Origin of the sequence: Streptomyces sp. NBC_00663 (genome assembly GCF_036226885.1) — a bacterium.
Lineage (GTDB): Bacteria > Actinomycetota > Actinomycetes > Streptomycetales > Streptomycetaceae > Streptomyces.
This window is the reverse complement of the sequence record NZ_CP109027.1, coordinates 6,897,573-6,912,241: the sequence shown is the minus strand read 5'-3', so window position 1 is coordinate 6,912,241 and position 14,669 is coordinate 6,897,573. Positions and strand designations below refer to the sequence as shown.

18 protein-coding genes are annotated in these 14,669 nt (G+C 70.7%); 13 read left to right on the top strand and 5 right to left on the bottom strand.

Translation table 11 applies throughout. From position 1 onward, the window contains the following. Positions 1-40 precede the first annotated feature (40 nt). The 4 genes from lipB (at position 41) to OG866_RS31550 (ending at position 3,312) form a co-directional block, all read left to right on the top strand. Positions 41-925, top strand: a complete 885-nt coding sequence (lipB, locus tag OG866_RS31565; RefSeq protein WP_329339952.1) for a lipoyl(octanoyl) transferase LipB — start codon at positions 41-43, stop codon at positions 923-925. A 191-nt stretch (positions 926-1,116) separates the two neighbouring features. Next, entirely contained in the window at positions 1,117-2,082 is a 966-nt protein-coding gene (lipA, locus tag OG866_RS31560; protein WP_329339950.1) for a lipoyl synthase, read from the top strand. A gap of 279 nt (positions 2,083-2,361) precedes the next feature. Next, positions 2,362-2,562 carry an SCO2195 family GlnR-regulated protein gene (locus OG866_RS31555; RefSeq protein ID WP_329339949.1) on the top strand — a complete coding sequence of 67 codons (201 nt, stop codon included), beginning with the start codon at positions 2,362-2,364 and terminating at the stop codon, positions 2,560-2,562. A gap of 48 nt (positions 2,563-2,610) precedes the next feature. Then, on the top strand, positions 2,611-3,312 hold the full coding sequence (locus OG866_RS31550) for a DUF4191 domain-containing protein (RefSeq protein WP_329339948.1): 702 nt from the start codon (positions 2,611-2,613) through the stop codon (positions 3,310-3,312). 73 nt (positions 3,313-3,385) lie between these two features. On the opposite strand, the gene OG866_RS31545 is transcribed toward OG866_RS31550, so the two are convergent. Then, positions 3,386-3,853 carry an RDD family protein gene (locus OG866_RS31545; RefSeq protein ID WP_329339947.1) on the bottom strand — a complete coding sequence of 156 codons (468 nt, stop codon included), beginning with the start codon at positions 3,851-3,853 and terminating at the stop codon, positions 3,386-3,388. Positions 3,854-4,052: 199 nt separating this feature from the next. Between OG866_RS31545 and glnA the strand changes: the two genes are divergently transcribed. The 5 genes from glnA (at position 4,053) to pspAB (ending at position 8,901) form a co-directional block, all read left to right on the top strand. Further along, positions 4,053-5,462 (top strand): type I glutamate--ammonia ligase, encoded by a 1,410-nt coding sequence (glnA, locus tag OG866_RS31540; RefSeq protein ID WP_329339945.1) that lies wholly within the window; start codon positions 4,053-4,055, stop codon positions 5,460-5,462. 113 nt (positions 5,463-5,575) lie between these two features. Next, complete coding sequence (locus OG866_RS31535; RefSeq protein ID WP_329339944.1) at positions 5,576-5,839, top strand: SCO2583/SCO2584 N-terminal domain-containing protein; 264 nt, start codon at positions 5,576-5,578, stop codon at positions 5,837-5,839. 12 nt (positions 5,840-5,851) lie between these two features. Next, positions 5,852-7,276, top strand: coding sequence for a hypothetical protein (locus OG866_RS31530; protein WP_329339942.1), 1,425 nt, complete (start codon positions 5,852-5,854; stop codon positions 7,274-7,276). Between the two features lie 119 nt (positions 7,277-7,395). Continuing rightward, a complete protein-coding gene (gene htpX / locus OG866_RS31525; RefSeq protein WP_329339941.1) occupies positions 7,396-8,313 on the top strand; it encodes a zinc metalloprotease HtpX in 918 nt (305 codons plus the stop codon). Between the two features lie 3 nt (positions 8,314-8,316). Further along, positions 8,317-8,901, top strand: a complete 585-nt coding sequence (gene pspAB / locus OG866_RS31520; RefSeq protein WP_329339940.1) for a PspA-associated protein PspAB — start codon at positions 8,317-8,319, stop codon at positions 8,899-8,901. Between the two features lie 22 nt (positions 8,902-8,923). Here the strand turns inward: pspAB and OG866_RS31515 are convergent, their stop codons facing one another. Continuing rightward, positions 8,924-9,211 carry a hypothetical protein gene (locus OG866_RS31515; protein WP_329339939.1) on the bottom strand — a complete coding sequence of 96 codons (288 nt, stop codon included), beginning with the start codon at positions 9,209-9,211 and terminating at the stop codon, positions 8,924-8,926. Positions 9,212-9,421: 210 nt separating this feature from the next. Between OG866_RS31515 and OG866_RS31510 the strand changes: the two genes are divergently transcribed. After that, positions 9,422-9,922 carry a DUF1269 domain-containing protein gene (locus OG866_RS31510; RefSeq protein ID WP_329339938.1) on the top strand — a complete coding sequence of 167 codons (501 nt, stop codon included), beginning with the start codon at positions 9,422-9,424 and terminating at the stop codon, positions 9,920-9,922. A 27-nt stretch (positions 9,923-9,949) separates the two neighbouring features. After that, positions 9,950-11,566, top strand: coding sequence for an alpha/beta fold hydrolase (locus OG866_RS31505; RefSeq protein ID WP_329339937.1), 1,617 nt, complete (start codon positions 9,950-9,952; stop codon positions 11,564-11,566). A gap of 30 nt (positions 11,567-11,596) precedes the next feature. Here OG866_RS31505 and OG866_RS31500 read toward each other — a convergent pair whose 3' ends face one another. Further along, positions 11,597-11,737, bottom strand: coding sequence for an ANTAR domain-containing protein (locus OG866_RS31500; RefSeq protein WP_329339935.1), 141 nt, complete (start codon positions 11,735-11,737; stop codon positions 11,597-11,599). Between OG866_RS31500 and OG866_RS31495 the strand changes: the two genes are divergently transcribed. Beyond that, the gene (locus tag OG866_RS31495) at positions 11,736-12,221 is read left to right on the top strand and encodes a hypothetical protein (protein WP_329339933.1); all 486 of its coding nucleotides are present in this window, start codon (positions 11,736-11,738) and stop codon (positions 12,219-12,221) included. The genes OG866_RS31500 and OG866_RS31495 overlap by 2 nt on opposite strands. 25 nt (positions 12,222-12,246) lie before the next feature. Here the strand turns inward: OG866_RS31495 and OG866_RS31490 are convergent, their stop codons facing one another. After that, a complete protein-coding gene (locus tag OG866_RS31490) occupies positions 12,247-13,605 on the bottom strand; it encodes a DUF2252 domain-containing protein (RefSeq protein ID WP_329339931.1) in 1,359 nt (452 codons plus the stop codon). A gap of 198 nt (positions 13,606-13,803) precedes the next feature. Next, the gene (locus tag OG866_RS31485) at positions 13,804-14,112 is read right to left on the bottom strand and encodes a hypothetical protein (protein WP_329339929.1); all 309 of its coding nucleotides are present in this window, start codon (positions 14,110-14,112) and stop codon (positions 13,804-13,806) included. Positions 14,113-14,263: 151 nt separating this feature from the next. Between OG866_RS31485 and OG866_RS31480 the strand changes: the two genes are divergently transcribed. Next, complete coding sequence (locus OG866_RS31480) at positions 14,264-14,623, top strand: arsenate reductase family protein (protein ID WP_329339928.1); 360 nt, start codon at positions 14,264-14,266, stop codon at positions 14,621-14,623. Positions 14,624-14,669: the final 46 nt, after the last annotated feature.

The following is a 14,669-nucleotide window of genomic DNA, read 5'->3' as shown; positions in this document are numbered from 1 at the left end:
ATCGCACACTTCCACGTTCGTTCATCCGATCGTGTGAGGATTGACCGCACGGCTGACGCGTGACGGCGAGTCGTACAGTGGCGTAGGCACAGTTCGTGCCTTACGACTCTCCAGGGAGGCGCTTGCCGTGAGCGAGCTGCGGTTCGTCCGGATGGGATTCGGTGCGGAGTCCGTCGAGTACCAGGAGGCGTGGGACGAGCAGCGCCGGGTGCACGCGGCGCGGTTCACCGACGAGGTCCCCGACACCGTGCTGCTGCTCGAACACCCGCCCGTGTACACGGCCGGCCGGCGCACCGCCGACAGCGAGCGACCGCTCGACGGCACCCCGGTCGTCGACGTGGACCGCGGCGGCAAGATCACCTGGCACGGCCCCGGGCAGCTGGTGGGCTACCCGATCCAGAAGCTGCCGCGTCCGGTGGACGTCGTCGCGCATGTACGGCGCCTTGAGGAGGCCCTGATCCGCACATGCGCGGAGTTCGGCCTGGAGACCAGCCGGGTCGAGGGCCGCAGCGGCGTGTGGGTGCTCGGCGATCCGGTCGAGCAGCGCCCCGCGATCGGCGGACTGTCGCTGGACTTCGACCCGCGTCTCACCGACGAGGAGTTCGACCCGCGGATGAACGGGCCCGAGTACGCGCCGTCCAACGCCGGGCAGCGGCGCGAGGACCGGAAGATCGCGGCGATCGGCATCCGGGTCGCCAAGGGCGTCACCATGCACGGCTTCGCGCTGAACGTGAACCCGGACAACCGGTGGTTCGACCGGATCATCCCGTGCGGGATCCGGGACGCGGGGGTGGCTTCGCTGGCGAACGAGCTGGGCCGGGATGTGACCATCGATGAGGTGCTGCCGGTGGTGGAGCGGCATCTGCGGGATGTGCTGGAGAACGCCGATCTGAAGCCTCGGGAGATCGAGAAGGCTTCGGCGTAGGCGGTCGGTGGATCACTGCGGGCCGGTGGGGCTGGTCGCGCCCACGCGGCGGAGCCGCATATCAGTACAGCCCCGCGCCCCCAGGTGGGGAATGGAGCCCGGCGCCGAGAAGTTGCCCTCAGCGTTAGGGCCGTAGAAAACACGGGCGTACCCTGGTGTGCGCCGAAGAATCGAAGCTACAGGGAGCCGATGTGTCCGCAGTCACACCCGACGGACGCAAGATGCTGCGCCTGGAGGTCCGGAACGCCCAGACCCCCATCGAGCGCAAGCCCGAGTGGATCAAGACGCGGGCGAAAATGGGTCCCGAGTACACCGCGATGCAGAAACTCGTGAAGAGCGAGGGGCTGCACACGGTCTGCCAGGAAGCCGGCTGTCCCAACATCTACGAGTGCTGGGAGGACCGCGAGGCGACCTTCCTCATCGGCGGCGACCAGTGCACCCGGCGCTGCGACTTCTGCCAGATCGACACCGGCAAGCCCGAGGCGCTCGACCGCGACGAGCCGCGCCGCGTCGGTGAGTCCGTGGTCACCATGGACCTCAACTACGCCACCATCACCGGCGTCGCCCGCGACGACCTGGAGGACGGCGGGGCCTGGCTGTACGCCGAGACCGTGCGCCAGATCCACCAGCAGACCGCGGAGCGCGAGGGCGGCCACACCAAGGTCGAGCTGCTCGCCCCCGACTTCAACGCCGTACCGGAGCTGCTCCAGCAGGTCTTCGAGTCGCGGCCCGAGGTCTTCGCGCACAACGTCGAGACGGTGCCCCGGATCTTCAAGCGGATCCGGCCCGGCTTCCGCTACGAGCGCTCCCTGAAGGTCATCACCGAGGCCCGTGACTTCGGCCTGGTGACCAAGTCCAACCTGATCCTCGGCATGGGCGAGACCCGCGAGGAGGTCAGCGAGGCGCTCAGGCAGCTGCACGACGCGGGCTGTGAGCTCGTCACCATCACGCAGTACCTGCGGCCCTCCGTCCGGCACCACCCCGTGGAGCGCTGGGTCAAGCCGCACGAGTTCGTGGAGCTGAAGGAGGAGGCCGAGCAGATCGGCTTCTCCGGTGTGATGTCAGGCCCGCTCGTCCGGTCCTCGTACCGCGCCGGCCGGCTGTACCAGATGGCCATCGAGAAGCGTGGCGCGTACGTCGCCTCGCAGGCGGTCTGAGACTCGCTGGAGAACGACTGGATGGCACTGCGTGCCACTCGGCGCGTGTGAATCCGGGCACAAGCAACTACCGCACGGTAGTGGCCAATTGGCGCGGCCCGCGGCGTCCCCGCAGATGGGGGCACCGTCAGGGCCGCGTCCGTGTTCTCGGGCCGCATATCAAGGCTTCATTGGTGTTTGACCGGTCGGTCACGCCCTGGTAACACCATTCAGTGACCCTGGCTGTACAGCCCGTGCACCACTCACCAGAGCCGTTATCCCTGAGGGGGGACCTCCATCATGCAGGCCGCGCCCGTTCGCGCCACCGCCATCCCGTCGTTCACCGATGCACTCCGTGCCGTCGAGTCGCTGCTCATGAGCAGCGGCCAGCGCACCGCGCGCCGCAACGCCTGGACGTCCGTCCTGGAGGACCGCCGTCGCGCCAAGGACCGGGTCGAGGCCCAGCAGGTCCTGGAGAAGGCGATCGGCGCCCGCCTCTGAGCGCCTCCGCCGTCGTCCCCGCTCCGGACGCCACGTAGACTTCCTGGCATGGCGAGAAGTGACAGCGCGGCGGATGCCGCAAACCCCGGGCGTCTGAAGCAGATCGCCCTGACGTACAAGATGACCCGCAAGGCCGACAAGACGATCGGCCTGGTGCTCGCGGGTGTCTTCCTCCTCATCCTCGGTGTCTTTCTCGCGTTCGGTTTCCTGATCGGTCACCCGGTCTACCTCGGCATCCTGGGCCTCCTGCTCGCCTTCCTCGGAACGGCGATCGTGTTCGGGCGCCGCGCGGAGCGGGCCGCCTTCGGGCAGATGGAGGGACAGCCGGGCGCCGCCGCGGCCGTGCTCGACAACATCGGCCGGGGCTGGACGACGACGCCCGCGGTGGCGATGAACCGCAGCCAGGACGTGGTGCACCGGGCCGTCGGCAAGGCCGGCATCGTCCTGGTCGCCGAGGGCAACCCGAACCGGGTGAAGACCCTGCTGGCCGCCGAGAAGAAGAAGATGAACCGCATCGTCGCGGATGTGCCGGTGCACGACCTGATCGTGGGCACGGGCGAGGGCCAGATCCCGCTGAAGAAGCTGCGGACCTCGATGCTCAAGCTGCCGCGCGTGCTGACCGGCCCCCAGGTGACCGCCACCAACGACCGGCTGCGGGCGATGGGCGACCTGATGAGCAACATGCCGCTGCCGAAGGGTCCCATGCCGAAGGGCATGAAGCTGCCGAAGGGCGGCCCGAAGGCTCGCTGAATCAGCCTCTACGACGAGAAGGGCGCCCGGAGTTGATCTCCGGGCGCCCTTCTCGTCGTAGGTCGTACGCGTCTCAGATCCGCACCTCGACCGTGCGGGCCAGCCGGTCGTGCAGGCCGCGGCCGTCGCGGTCCCAGATCAGGGCCGGGACGGCGAGGCAGAGCAGCAGCGTGCGCAGCAGGGCGCGCAGCGGCTTGACCTGGCCGGTGGCGAGGTCGACGACCCGGAGGCGGAAGAGGCGCTTGCCCGGGGAGAAGCCGAGGGTGCCGACCGTGAGGACGCTCATCACGAAGAAGACCAGCAGGGCCCAGTTGCCCGTCGCCTGGTCGTAGCCGTGCGTGATCAACTGGGATGCAATCAACATGCTCATCCCCCAGTCCACGACCAGCGCCCCGAGGCGTCGTCCCGGGCGGGCGATGGAGCCCGGTCCCTCCTCGGGCAGCCCCAGCTGCTGACCCCGGTATCCGAAGTCCACACCGGCTTCCTCGGCGGCCGCGCGGGGGCCGGAGAGCCACGATCCGATTGCTTCCCTCTTGTCCACGCGTCCACGGTACTGCCCGCGTTTCGCGATACGGACAGGTGGGGTGGATCGGAAGGTGTCCGGTTAACTTGTGCGAAACAAATGGGTCACGCCTGAGAAATCACCCGTCCCTAGGGTCGAGAACAGCGTGTGCCACCGCACTGGCCGCACGAACGAACTACCACCCCGGCACGGAATCGTCGGGAGTAGGAGGAGCTGGATGTTCCAGAACGCCGACGAGGCCAAGAAGTTCATCGCGGACGAGGACGTCAAGTTCGTCGACGTCCGCTTCTGCGACCTGCCGGGCGTGATGCAGCACTTCACGATCCCGGCCGAGGCCTTCGACCCGGCCGAGGAGCTCGCCTTCGACGGCTCCTCGATCCGCGGCTTCCAGGCCATCCACGAGTCCGACATGGCGCTCCGCGCCGACCTGTCCACCGCGCGCGTCGACCCGTTCCGCCGCGACAAGACGGTCAACATCAACTTCTTCATCCACGACCCGATCACGGGCGAGCAGTACTCCCGTGACCCGCGCAACGTGGCGAAGAAGGCCGAGGCCTACCTCGCCTCGACCGGTATCGCGGACACCGCGTACTTCGGCCCCGAGGCCGAGTTCTACGTCTTCGACTCGGTGCGCTTCGCGACCGGCGCGAACGAGAGCTTCTACCACATCGACTCCGAGGCCGGCGCCTGGAACACCGGTGCGGAGGAGAACAACCGCGGCTACAAGGTCCGCTACAAGGGCGGCTACTTCCCGACCCCGCCGGTCGACCACTTCGCCGACCTGCGTGCCGAGATCTCGCTGGAGCTGGCCAAGTCCGGCCTCCAGGTCGAGCGCCAGCACCACGAGGTGGGCACCGCCGGCCAGGCCGAGATCAACTACAAGTTCAACACGCTGCTCGCCGCGGCCGACGACCTCCAGCTCTTCAAGTACATCGTGAAGAACGTGGCCTGGCGCAACGGCAAGACCGCGACCTTCATGCCGAAGCCGATCTTCGGTGACAACGGCTCGGGCATGCACGTCCACCAGTCGCTGTGGAGCAACGGCGACCCGCTGTTCTACGACGAGGCCGGCTACGCGGGCCTGTCGGACACCGCCCGCTACTACATCGGCGGCATCCTCAAGCACGCCCCGTCGCTGCTCGCCTTCACCAACCCGACGGTGAACTCGTACCACCGTCTGGTGCCGGGCTTCGAGGCGCCGATCAACCTGGTGTACTCGCAGCGCAACCGCTCCGCGGCCATGCGTATCCCGATCACGGGCTCCAACCCGAAGGCCAAGCGCGTCGAGTTCCGTGCGCCCGACTCCTCCGGCAACCCGTACCTCGCCTTCTCGGCGCTGCTGCTGGCGGGCCTGGACGGCATCAAGAACAAGATCGAGCCGGCCGAGCCGATCGACAAGGACCTCTACGAGCTGGCTCCCGAGGAGCACGCGAGCGTGGCCCAGGTCCCGACGTCCCTCCCGGCCGTCCTCGACTCGCTGGAGCGCGACCACGAGTTCCTGCTCGCCGGTGACGTCTTCACGTCCGACCTCATCGAGACGTGGATCGACTTCAAGCGCGCGAACGAGATCGCTCCGCTTCAGCTGCGTCCGCACCCGCACGAGTTTGAGCTGTACTTCGACGTGTGATCGACGTGTAGTCCGTGCGACGGCGCCCTCGCCCCTGTTTTTCAGGGGTGGGGGCGCCGTCGTATGGTTTCCTGCACGACTGTTCGAAAACGGCTGACGGGGGTCACGGGGTCATGGGAAAGCCCGAACGGGACGACGAGGACCGGGAGTTCGACATTCGCTGGGCCGAAGCGGCCGAGCTGAAGGAGCCCTCGGCCCGGGCCCGGATGCTCGCGGCCCGCTGGAAGGAGAACCCCCCGGAGCCCCAGCCGTTCCGCGCCGACCCGGACGGGGGGATGCGGCCACGGTCGGGCTGGGCGTCGACGGCGCTCGTGTTCGGGATCGTGGCGGCGGTGATCGTGGTGCTGGGGTACGGCGGATTCCGGGCGCCGTACTAGGCGGGATGGGCCATGAGTGACGACGTGAGGGACGAGCTGGCTGCTGTGCTGCGGCTGGCCGAGGGGGCCGATCTCCGGGACGCGGTCGACGGCGCGAACCCCGGGGCCTGGATCGCGCTGGACCTGGACGCACGGTCATGGCTGCAATGGCACCGGACAGGGGAGCCGGAGGGCGCCAAGCGCCGGCGCACCTGGTTCGCCGCGTTGCGGCGCCCGGAAGCGCTCGACGAGTCGAGGCTGGCCCTCGCGCTGTGTCATCGCGACGGGCGGGTGCGGGAGGCGGCGCTCGAACAGGTGGGGTCGTTCCCGGTGCTGCTGCCCCTGGTCGTCATCCGCGCCGCCGACTGGGCCGACCCGGTGCGGGAGAAGGCCCGCGAGGTGCTGCGCGGGATGCTCACGATGGCCGACGCCATCGCCCTCGCACCGCTGATCCTGCTGGTCGGCCGACGCGCACGGGGCGTGTACGGCGTCGAACTGCTCGGGGACGTGCTGCGCGAGGCGTCGCTGGAGCGGCTCGGCCCGCTGCTGACCGCCCAGGATCGTGCCGTACGCCGCTACGCCCACCGTCTCGCCATCGAGAACGGCCTCCTCTCCCCCGTCGAGCTCGCCCGCCTCGCCGCCCAGGACGACGACACCGTGCTCCAGGACCTGTGCGCCGACGCCGCGCTGGCCGCCGTGGCGGAGGACGGTGCCGACGAAGACGTACTCGAGCCTCTCCTCGGCGCCCGCAATCCGCGGGCCCGGGCCGCCGGGGTCACCGCGTTGCGGCGGGCGGGGCTGCCCGAGCGGGCCATCGCGTTTCTTGATGACCGGTCGGGGCGGGTGCGGGCCTGTGCGCGGTATGTGACGCGGCAGTACGGGGGTGATCCGGCGGCCTGGTACCGGGAGCGGTGTGCCGGTGCGGGGGTGACGCCGGGGGCCGTGAGCGGGCTCGCGGAGTGTGGGGAGCGGGGGGACGCGGGGGTGCTGTGGGGCTTGACCTCGCACTCCGTGCCTGCCGTGCGGGCGCGGGCCGTGGCGGGGCTGCGGGCCCTGGACGTGTCGGACCTGGCGCGGTTCACGGCGCTGCTCGACGATCCCGATCCTGGGGTGGTGCGGGAGGCGACCCTGGCGCTGGTGCCCTCGGCGCGGTCGGTGGACGCCGGGTGGCTGATGGGGCGGCTCGCGGCGGGGCGGTCCCGGCCGGTGCGGGTCTCGGCGTTCCGGTTGCTCGACGGGCACGGCGGGGTCGTACGGCTGCGGGCCGCGGTCGAGCTCATCGACGACCCGGACGACAAGCTGCGGCACTGGGCGCGGCAGTCCGTGCAGCTCTGGCGGCCGACCGCGGACGTGCCGCTGGGGTCGGCGGAGGTGGGTGAGCTGTACGACCGGTCGCGGGAGCTGTTCAGCGAGTACGTGCTGACGCGGCGCAAGCGGGAGGCCGGACTGCGGGCCTGAGGGCGGGCGCGCGGCCTGGACCGAGCCTTTGCCGGGCGCAGGGCTGATCCCGACCGCTTCATGGTGGGGCCGGGTGCACACTGGCAGTGGGACGAGTGCCTGACTGCGGGGTGAGGCAGATGCAGAGCCGCTTCCGGAGCGACCGGCGGCTGACCGTGCGGATGACGGTCACGCTGTTCCTGCTCGGGTTGTTGTACGTCGTCTTCGTGGGCGCGTTGATCGTGCTGCTGAAGTCCTGGGTACTGGTCGTCGTCGTGGTGGCCGCGATGCTCGGGGCGCAGTACTGGTTCTCCGACCGGGTCGCGCTGTTCGCGATGCGCGGGCAGGTCGTGGAGCGGGACGCGTATCCGGAGCTGCACGGGGTCGTGGACCGACTGTGTGCCATCGCGGACATGCCCAAGCCGGTCGTCGCCGTGTCCCACATGGACATGCCCAACGCGTTCGCCACCGGGCGCAATCCCGACCACGCCGTGGTGTGCGTGACGGACGGGCTGCTGCGGCGGCTGGAGAAGGACGAGCTGGAGGGGGTCCTCGCGCACGAGCTGTCGCACGTGGCGCACAAGGACGTCGCCGTGATCACCGTCGCCTCGTTCCTCGGGGTCATCGCGGGGCTCATCGTGCGGTTCGCGTTCTACTCGCAGGTCTTCGGCGGACGCAAGGACCAGAACACCGCGGTCGTCCTCGCCGCCGTCCTGGGCGTCTCGGCGGCCGTGTACGCGTTGAGCTTCCTGCTCATCCGGGCGCTGTCCCGGTACCGGGAGCTGGCCGCCGACCGGGCCGCGGCCCAGCTGACCGGGCGGCCCTCGGCGCTGGCCTCCGCGCTGACGAAGGTGTCCGGGGACATCGCCCGGATCCCGACCAAGGACCTGCGGACCGCGCAGGCCTTCAACGCCTTCTACTTCACCCCGGCCACCGGCAAGGAGCCCGGCATCGAGCGGTTCTTCTCCACCCACCCGTCCCTGGAACAGCGCCTCGATCAACTGGGCCGGATCTCGGCCGAGTTGGGCGAGGCCGCCCGGCCCGGGAAGCCGGAGTAGCGGATGGGGCTGCTGGACATTCTGCTCGGGCGCACCAAGCCGGTCGCGCCCGATCTCGACCGGCTCTTCGCGCTGCCCTCGGCGGCGGTGACGCTGGAGGCCGCGGCGGGGTTCACCCCGTCCGGGAGCGGCGCGGTGTGCTTCGCGACCGTCGAGGGCGCGGCGTTCGAGCAGACGCACCGGGAGGTGCAGGCGCTGCTGGACGCGGACGCCGACCGGGACGGCCCTCCGGTCGAGCTGCGGCGAGACGACTACGGGTACTCCTGGCTGGTGTCGCAGCGCGCCCCCGACCAGCTGCATCTGCTGGTCAACGATCTGCACGCGGTGAACTCCTCGATGGAGGTCAACGGCTTCGGGCCGCAGCTGCTGTGCTCGCTCGCGGGGTTCCGGGACGAGGCGGGGCGTGCGCTCGCGCTGGTCTATCTCTACAAGCGCGGCACGTTCTACCCGTTCGCGCCGCTGCCCGGCGAGGGGCAGCGGCGCGACAACGCGCTGGAACTGCGGGTGAAGGCGGCCCTCGGGGACGATCTGCGCCTCGAACAGGATCTGAGCCGCTGGTTCCCGGTGTGGGGCGCCCCCGGCCTGTGACCAGGGGCTACCCGTACCGCTCTCACTTGCTCTTCTCGCGCGCCTGACGACGGGCCTCGAGGGGGCGCTCACGGCGGTAGCGGCGCTCCCACTTGGCCTGCTTGTCACGGCGGTCGCGGTATGTGCGGTAGTCGCCGGCCATCATGCCGCCGCCGGACGACGATCCGCCGCCCCGCGTCGGCGTCGAGGACGTCCCGCGCCCGTACTGCATGTACAGGAAGAGCACGGCGACGGCGGCGAGCCAGTAGAGGTGGTTCCCGAATCCTAAGACGACCAGAACAACGGTCCCGGCCATGACGATGGTGCCCATCATTGGCCTCCGTGTGCGTGGGTGGGTGAGCAGCAGAGTAGTGCCGAACGCGCAGAGTGACGCCCGTCCTGCCGAAAGCAGAGGTGACTGCTCCGCAACGGGTGTCCAGCGTAGGGAGTCCGTCACTCGGCGTGCATCTCCTTTTCCCGCGGCCTAGAGTCGGCCGAAACGGAAGATTCCATCTGTTTCGCAACATAAGGGGTGCCCGGGATGAGTGATCTCTTCGTCGTCGCCTACGACGACCTCGCCACCGCCCATCAGGTCCGCGAGAAGGTCGTCGAGCTGTCCAAGCAGCATCTCGTCGAGCTGGAGGACATCGTGGTCGTCGAGCGACGGGACGACGGCAGGATCAAGCTGCATCAGGCCGTCAACCACACCACCATGGGCGCGGCCGGCGGCGCCCTGTGGGGCGGGGTGATCGGGCTGCTGTTCCTCGCCCCGCTGCTCGGCGCGGCGGTGGGCGCGGCGGCCGGTGCGGCCGGTGGCGCGATCACCGACACCGGCATCGACGACAACTTCATGAAGGAGCTGAGCCAGAATCTGCGCCCGGGTGCCGCGGCCCTGTTCGCCCTGGTCAGGCAGGCGGCACAGGACAAGGTGATCCCGGAACTGGCGCCGTTCGGCGGCCAGTTGGTGCAGACCTCGCTGAGCCAGGCCGACGAGGACCATCTGCGCGAGGCGATCAAGGCGGCGCGGAAGACCGCCGCTTGAGACCGACCGTCGTGATCGAATGAGGGCATGTTGTCCTCCTTCACCTTGTCCTCCTTCACCTTCAGTCACGGCGGCGAACGGCTCAGCGGGGTGTACGGCGGCGGTGGTGCGGGTCGGGCCACCGCCGTCGTGCTGCACGGGGCCGGCAACGGCAGCAAGGAGCGACTGACGCCGGTGCTGGCGGAGTTCGCGGGCCGTGGCTGCGGGGTGCTCGCCCTCGACTTCTCCGGGCACGGCGAAAGCAGCGGTGAGCTGCGGGAGTTGAGTCTGCGCCGCCGGTTCGAGCAGGCCGTCGCGGTGATCGACGCACGGGTCGCGGCGGACGGTCCGCTGGTCCTGGTCGGGTTCAGCATGAGCGGGCAGACCGTCGCCGATCTCGTACGGCACTACGGGGCGCGGGTGTCGGCGATCGGGCTGTGCTCGCCCGCGGTGTACGCGGCCGAGGCGTGGGAGCTGCCGTTCGGGGACGGGGACGGACCGTTCAGCGAGCTCATCCGCACCCCGGACAGCTGGCGCGAGGCGCCCGCGCTCGATGTCCTGCGCGCCTACGAGGGCCGCGCGGTGCTCGCGGTGCCGGGCCATGACGAGGTGATCCCGCCCGCCGTCACCGAGGCCGTGCAGGACGCGCTGGCCACGCGCGCGCAGTACACCCACCTCGAACTTCCGGACGCCGCACACCGGTTGGGGCTCTGGTTCCGCGATCACGCCGACGACCTGCGGGCCTTCGCCGACGCGCTCCTGGTCGACGGCTGGACGGCGACCCGCGCCTGGCTGGCCAAGCAGCTCCCCGCGGGCCGTACGGTCGTCACCACCCGTTTCCTGTCGGGCGGCTGGACCTCGCAGATGCGTGGGCTCACCCTCGACGACGGCACGGACCTCGTGCAGCGCTCCTTCGTGAAGCCCTTCTTCCGGCACCACGCCCCCGGGCTCCTCGCCCGCGAGGCGGCGATCCTCACGCTGCTCGCCGGGCAGGACGGCGTTCCGGCGCCCGAGCTGGTCGCGGTGGACGCCACGGCCGAACTCGCCGACCACCCCAGCCTGTTGATGTCCCGGCTGCCGGGCCGGGTGCGGGTCGACGAGGAGGATCTCGTACGGCGTCTCGACCTGCTGGCGGCCCAACTCGTCCGGATCCACTCCGTCGTACCGAAGGAGCGTCCGCGCGCCTATCAGGCGTGGACGTCCGCGGAGCGGGTGCGGGTGCCGGAGGGCGCGATGTGGGAGCGGGCCGTCGACGTCATCCGGCGCGAGCCGCCGGCGTACGAGGGCGTCTTCCTGCACCGGGACTTCCACCCGGGGAACGTGCTCTTCGCCGAGGGGCGGATCAGCGGGGTCGTCGACTGGGTGGAGACCTCGTGGGGGCCGGCCGATCTGGACGTGGCACACTGCTCGACCGCGCTCGCACTGCTGCACGGGCCGGAGCACGGGCTGGGCTTCCGGGAGCGGTACGAGGCGCAGGGCGGTGTCCAACTCGCCGATGGCGCCGACCACTTGTACTGGCGGCTCCTCGACGCCCTCGGCTATGCCCCCGACGCGGCGAAACTGGCCGGGCCGTGGCGTGAGCTGGGGCGGAGCGATCTGACGCCGGAGGTGCTGGGCGGGCGTCTGGAGGCTTATGTGAGCCGGTTGTTGGAGCAGTACGCCTAGCAGTGCACGCCTGGCGTCATGCCCGCGGGCTCATGGGATGCGCCCCAGGTGCAGCCGCTGGTGCACGACGTCCCCCGCGACCTCCGCCAGCCGGCGCCGGTGGGAGCGGGCATGGGCGCGGAGGATGTGGAAGGCCTCGTCGACCGGGACGCCGAGGCGGGCGGCGAGCATGCCCTTGGCCTGCTCGATGACGACCCTGCTGTTCAGGGGCGTAGCCGAGCTGGTCGGCCAGGGCGCGGCTCTCGCGCAGTTGGCGGTCGTGTTCCAGCGTCCAGCCGGCGGCGTCCGTGAGTGCCTGGCCCAGCTCCAGCAGCCCGGGGCTGAGGGGGGTACGGCCGGGGCCGAGCAGCACCAGGGCGCCCAGGGTGTCCCCGCCGACGTGCAACGGCAGGGCGGCGACCCGGCCGTAGCCCGGGCGGAGACGGGCCACGGTCAGATGACAGGACGCCGTCGACTCGTGGCGGGCCGCGATGCGCGTGTGGACGTCTCTGAGCGCCTCGGTGGCCGCCTGGTCCGCGAGCACCGTGTGCCGTTCGGCGGTGCTGCCGGCGTGCGCCGCGCGGGCGCGTGCCACCGCGGCTCGCCGCGCCACGGAGGCGACGGTGTCCAGGGCCCCTCGGCGGGTCGCCATGCCGGAAGCGTACGCCCGGGGTAGCCGGACGGAGAGCGGCTCCGCCCGGTCACACGTCCGGTGCCGCGGTCACCACGCCCGCCGCGATCGCCGCGGCCAGGGTGGTGTGGTCGGTCGCGGTCCGGGCGGCGTAGGTGTGGGCGAACTCGGCGATCGCGTGGTCGAAGGTGTCGCCGCCGCCCAGGTAGGCGGCGATGGCGACGCGGTCTCCCGAGCGGGCGTGGGCGCGCGCCAGGGCGGTGCCGCACAGGCGGGCGTAGGTGGTGAGTTCCGCGGGGCTCATCCCGGCCACCTCGGCCGAGCCCTTCATGTCCCGCAGTTGCCGCCAGTAGAAGGCCCGCCCCTGTGGCCCCGTCATCCATCCCAGGAAGATGTCGCCGGCCGCCTGCAACAGCCGCTGGCCCGCGACGACCCGGTGTCCGGGATGGACGTAGGGCCCGCTCGGCAAGTGTTCCTCCAGCACGGACTGGCGGGCCTCCTTGATCTGGAGGAACAGCGGGTCGTCCGCGTCCCGGCCCTCGAGCAGCACGATGAAGCAGCGGGTGCCGACGCTGCCGACGCCGACGACCTTGCGGGCGGCGTCGACGAAACGGTAGCGGTCGAGGAGGAGACGGCGTTCCTCGGCGAGGGTGGAGCGGTAGTCGCTGAAGATCTTGCGCAGGGCGGCCATGTCGGGGACGCCTGCGGGTTCGAGCAACGGCGGGTCCTGGATGATCCGGCGCCGCCCGTCGACGACCTCCGTCAGCTTCCCGAGCGCCTGGAGGCTGGTGCGGCGGCGGGCCCGGGTGAGGGTCGACCGGGCGCGGCGGCGGTGCCGGGTGGAGCGGATGAGGGGCAGCAGGCTGTCGGCGTCGAGGCGCTCGTACCAGACGGCGAGTTCGCCGAGCCCGGCCAGTCGGCGCATGGACATGCGGTACGCGGCGGTGGCCTCGACGGCCGCGCGGTGGGCCTTGGGCTCGCTGTGGCCGTTCTCGCGGGCGGCCACGACGATGCTCGCGGCGAGGCGTTTGACGTCCCACTCGAAGGGGCCGGGGAAGGTCTCGTCGAAGTCGTTGAGGTCGAAGAGGAGGGTGCGCTCCGGGGAGGCGTAGAGCCCGAAGTTGAGCAGATGGGCGTCACCGCAGAGCTGCACGGTCAGGCCGGTGTGCGGCTGGGCGGCGAGGTCGGCGGCCATCACGGCAGCGGCACCGCGCAGGAAGGCGAACGGGGAGGCCGACATCCTGCCGTACCGGATCGGCAGCAGCTCCGGCAGCCGGTCACGCCCCTGGCGTTCCAGCACGGCGACCGGGTCGGGCCGGTCGAGGGAGGGGATCCAGGTGGCGTGCGCGGAGCGCGGGAGGCGCTTACGGGCGGCTCTTCCCTGCGTGGCGCGCTCACCAGGGGTGCCCTGGCCGCCAGGGGCGCTCATCCGCCGTGCCTTCGCATCACGTCTCCCGATCCGCCGTCGCCTGTCGTCCCTGGTGTCGCACACCTCCTGATCGCAGGGAAGCGTGGGACGGGGGCGGGCGCATGTGGAGTACGGCGATCGGGTGAGGGGCGGCGGTCGAGGCGTGGGTGGGTGAAACGCCGGGTGCCCCTGCTGTGAGGGGCACCCGGCGTCAGCGGCTCACCGTGCGTAGCGCATCAGGGCTCGGACCATGTGGCACGTCGTGTCCGACGGGGGGTGGACGCCGATCGTCTCCGCCGTGGTGCGTATCTTCTCGTTGCGGGCCTGGTTCGGCAGGTACACGCCCGAGTCGAGCAGGGCGATGGCGAGCCGCATCGCCTTGAGGCGGCGGTTGTGCGTGATGTACCACTCGCGTGGCCGGCCCGGCGGCAGCGGGCGCTTCTCCACGGGGGTGTACGGCAGGTCGAGCAGCACCGGGTGCTGGGCGGTCGACTGGGTGGGCAACGGCTTCAGAGCGGCAGCGGGCACAGGCATCCTCCTGTCGCGGTGAGGGTGTCGGAACGGGGGGTTCGGCAGCCCCCCAACACCCTCGAACACGTCTTCTAGTGTACCGCCAGGCACTGACAAAAGGCCCTGGCCACAGGGGCTTTGAGGGGACCTCAGGGGTACCTTTGACCCCATGGAGATCTGGATCAACCCGGCCTGTTCCAAGTGCCGCAGCGCGCTCACCCTGCTCGACGCCGAGGGCGCCGACTACTCGGTCCGCCGCTACCTGGAGGACGTACCGAGCGAGGACGAGATCAGGGCCGTACTCGACCGTCTCGGCCTCGAACCGTGGGACATCACCCGCACCCAGGAGGCCGTCGCCAAGGAGCTGGGGCTCAAGGAGTGGGCACGGGACGAGAGTTCACGCGAGCGATGGGTCACGGCGCTCGCCGAGCACCCGAAGCTGATCCAGCGGCCGATCATCACCGCGGACGACGGCACGGCCGTGGTCGGCCGCAGCGAGGAGGCCGTTCGGGACGCTCTGTCCCGTTAGGCAACTGGATGTCCGTCGGCGGGAGTTCGGGCGCCTCGCGCTGTTA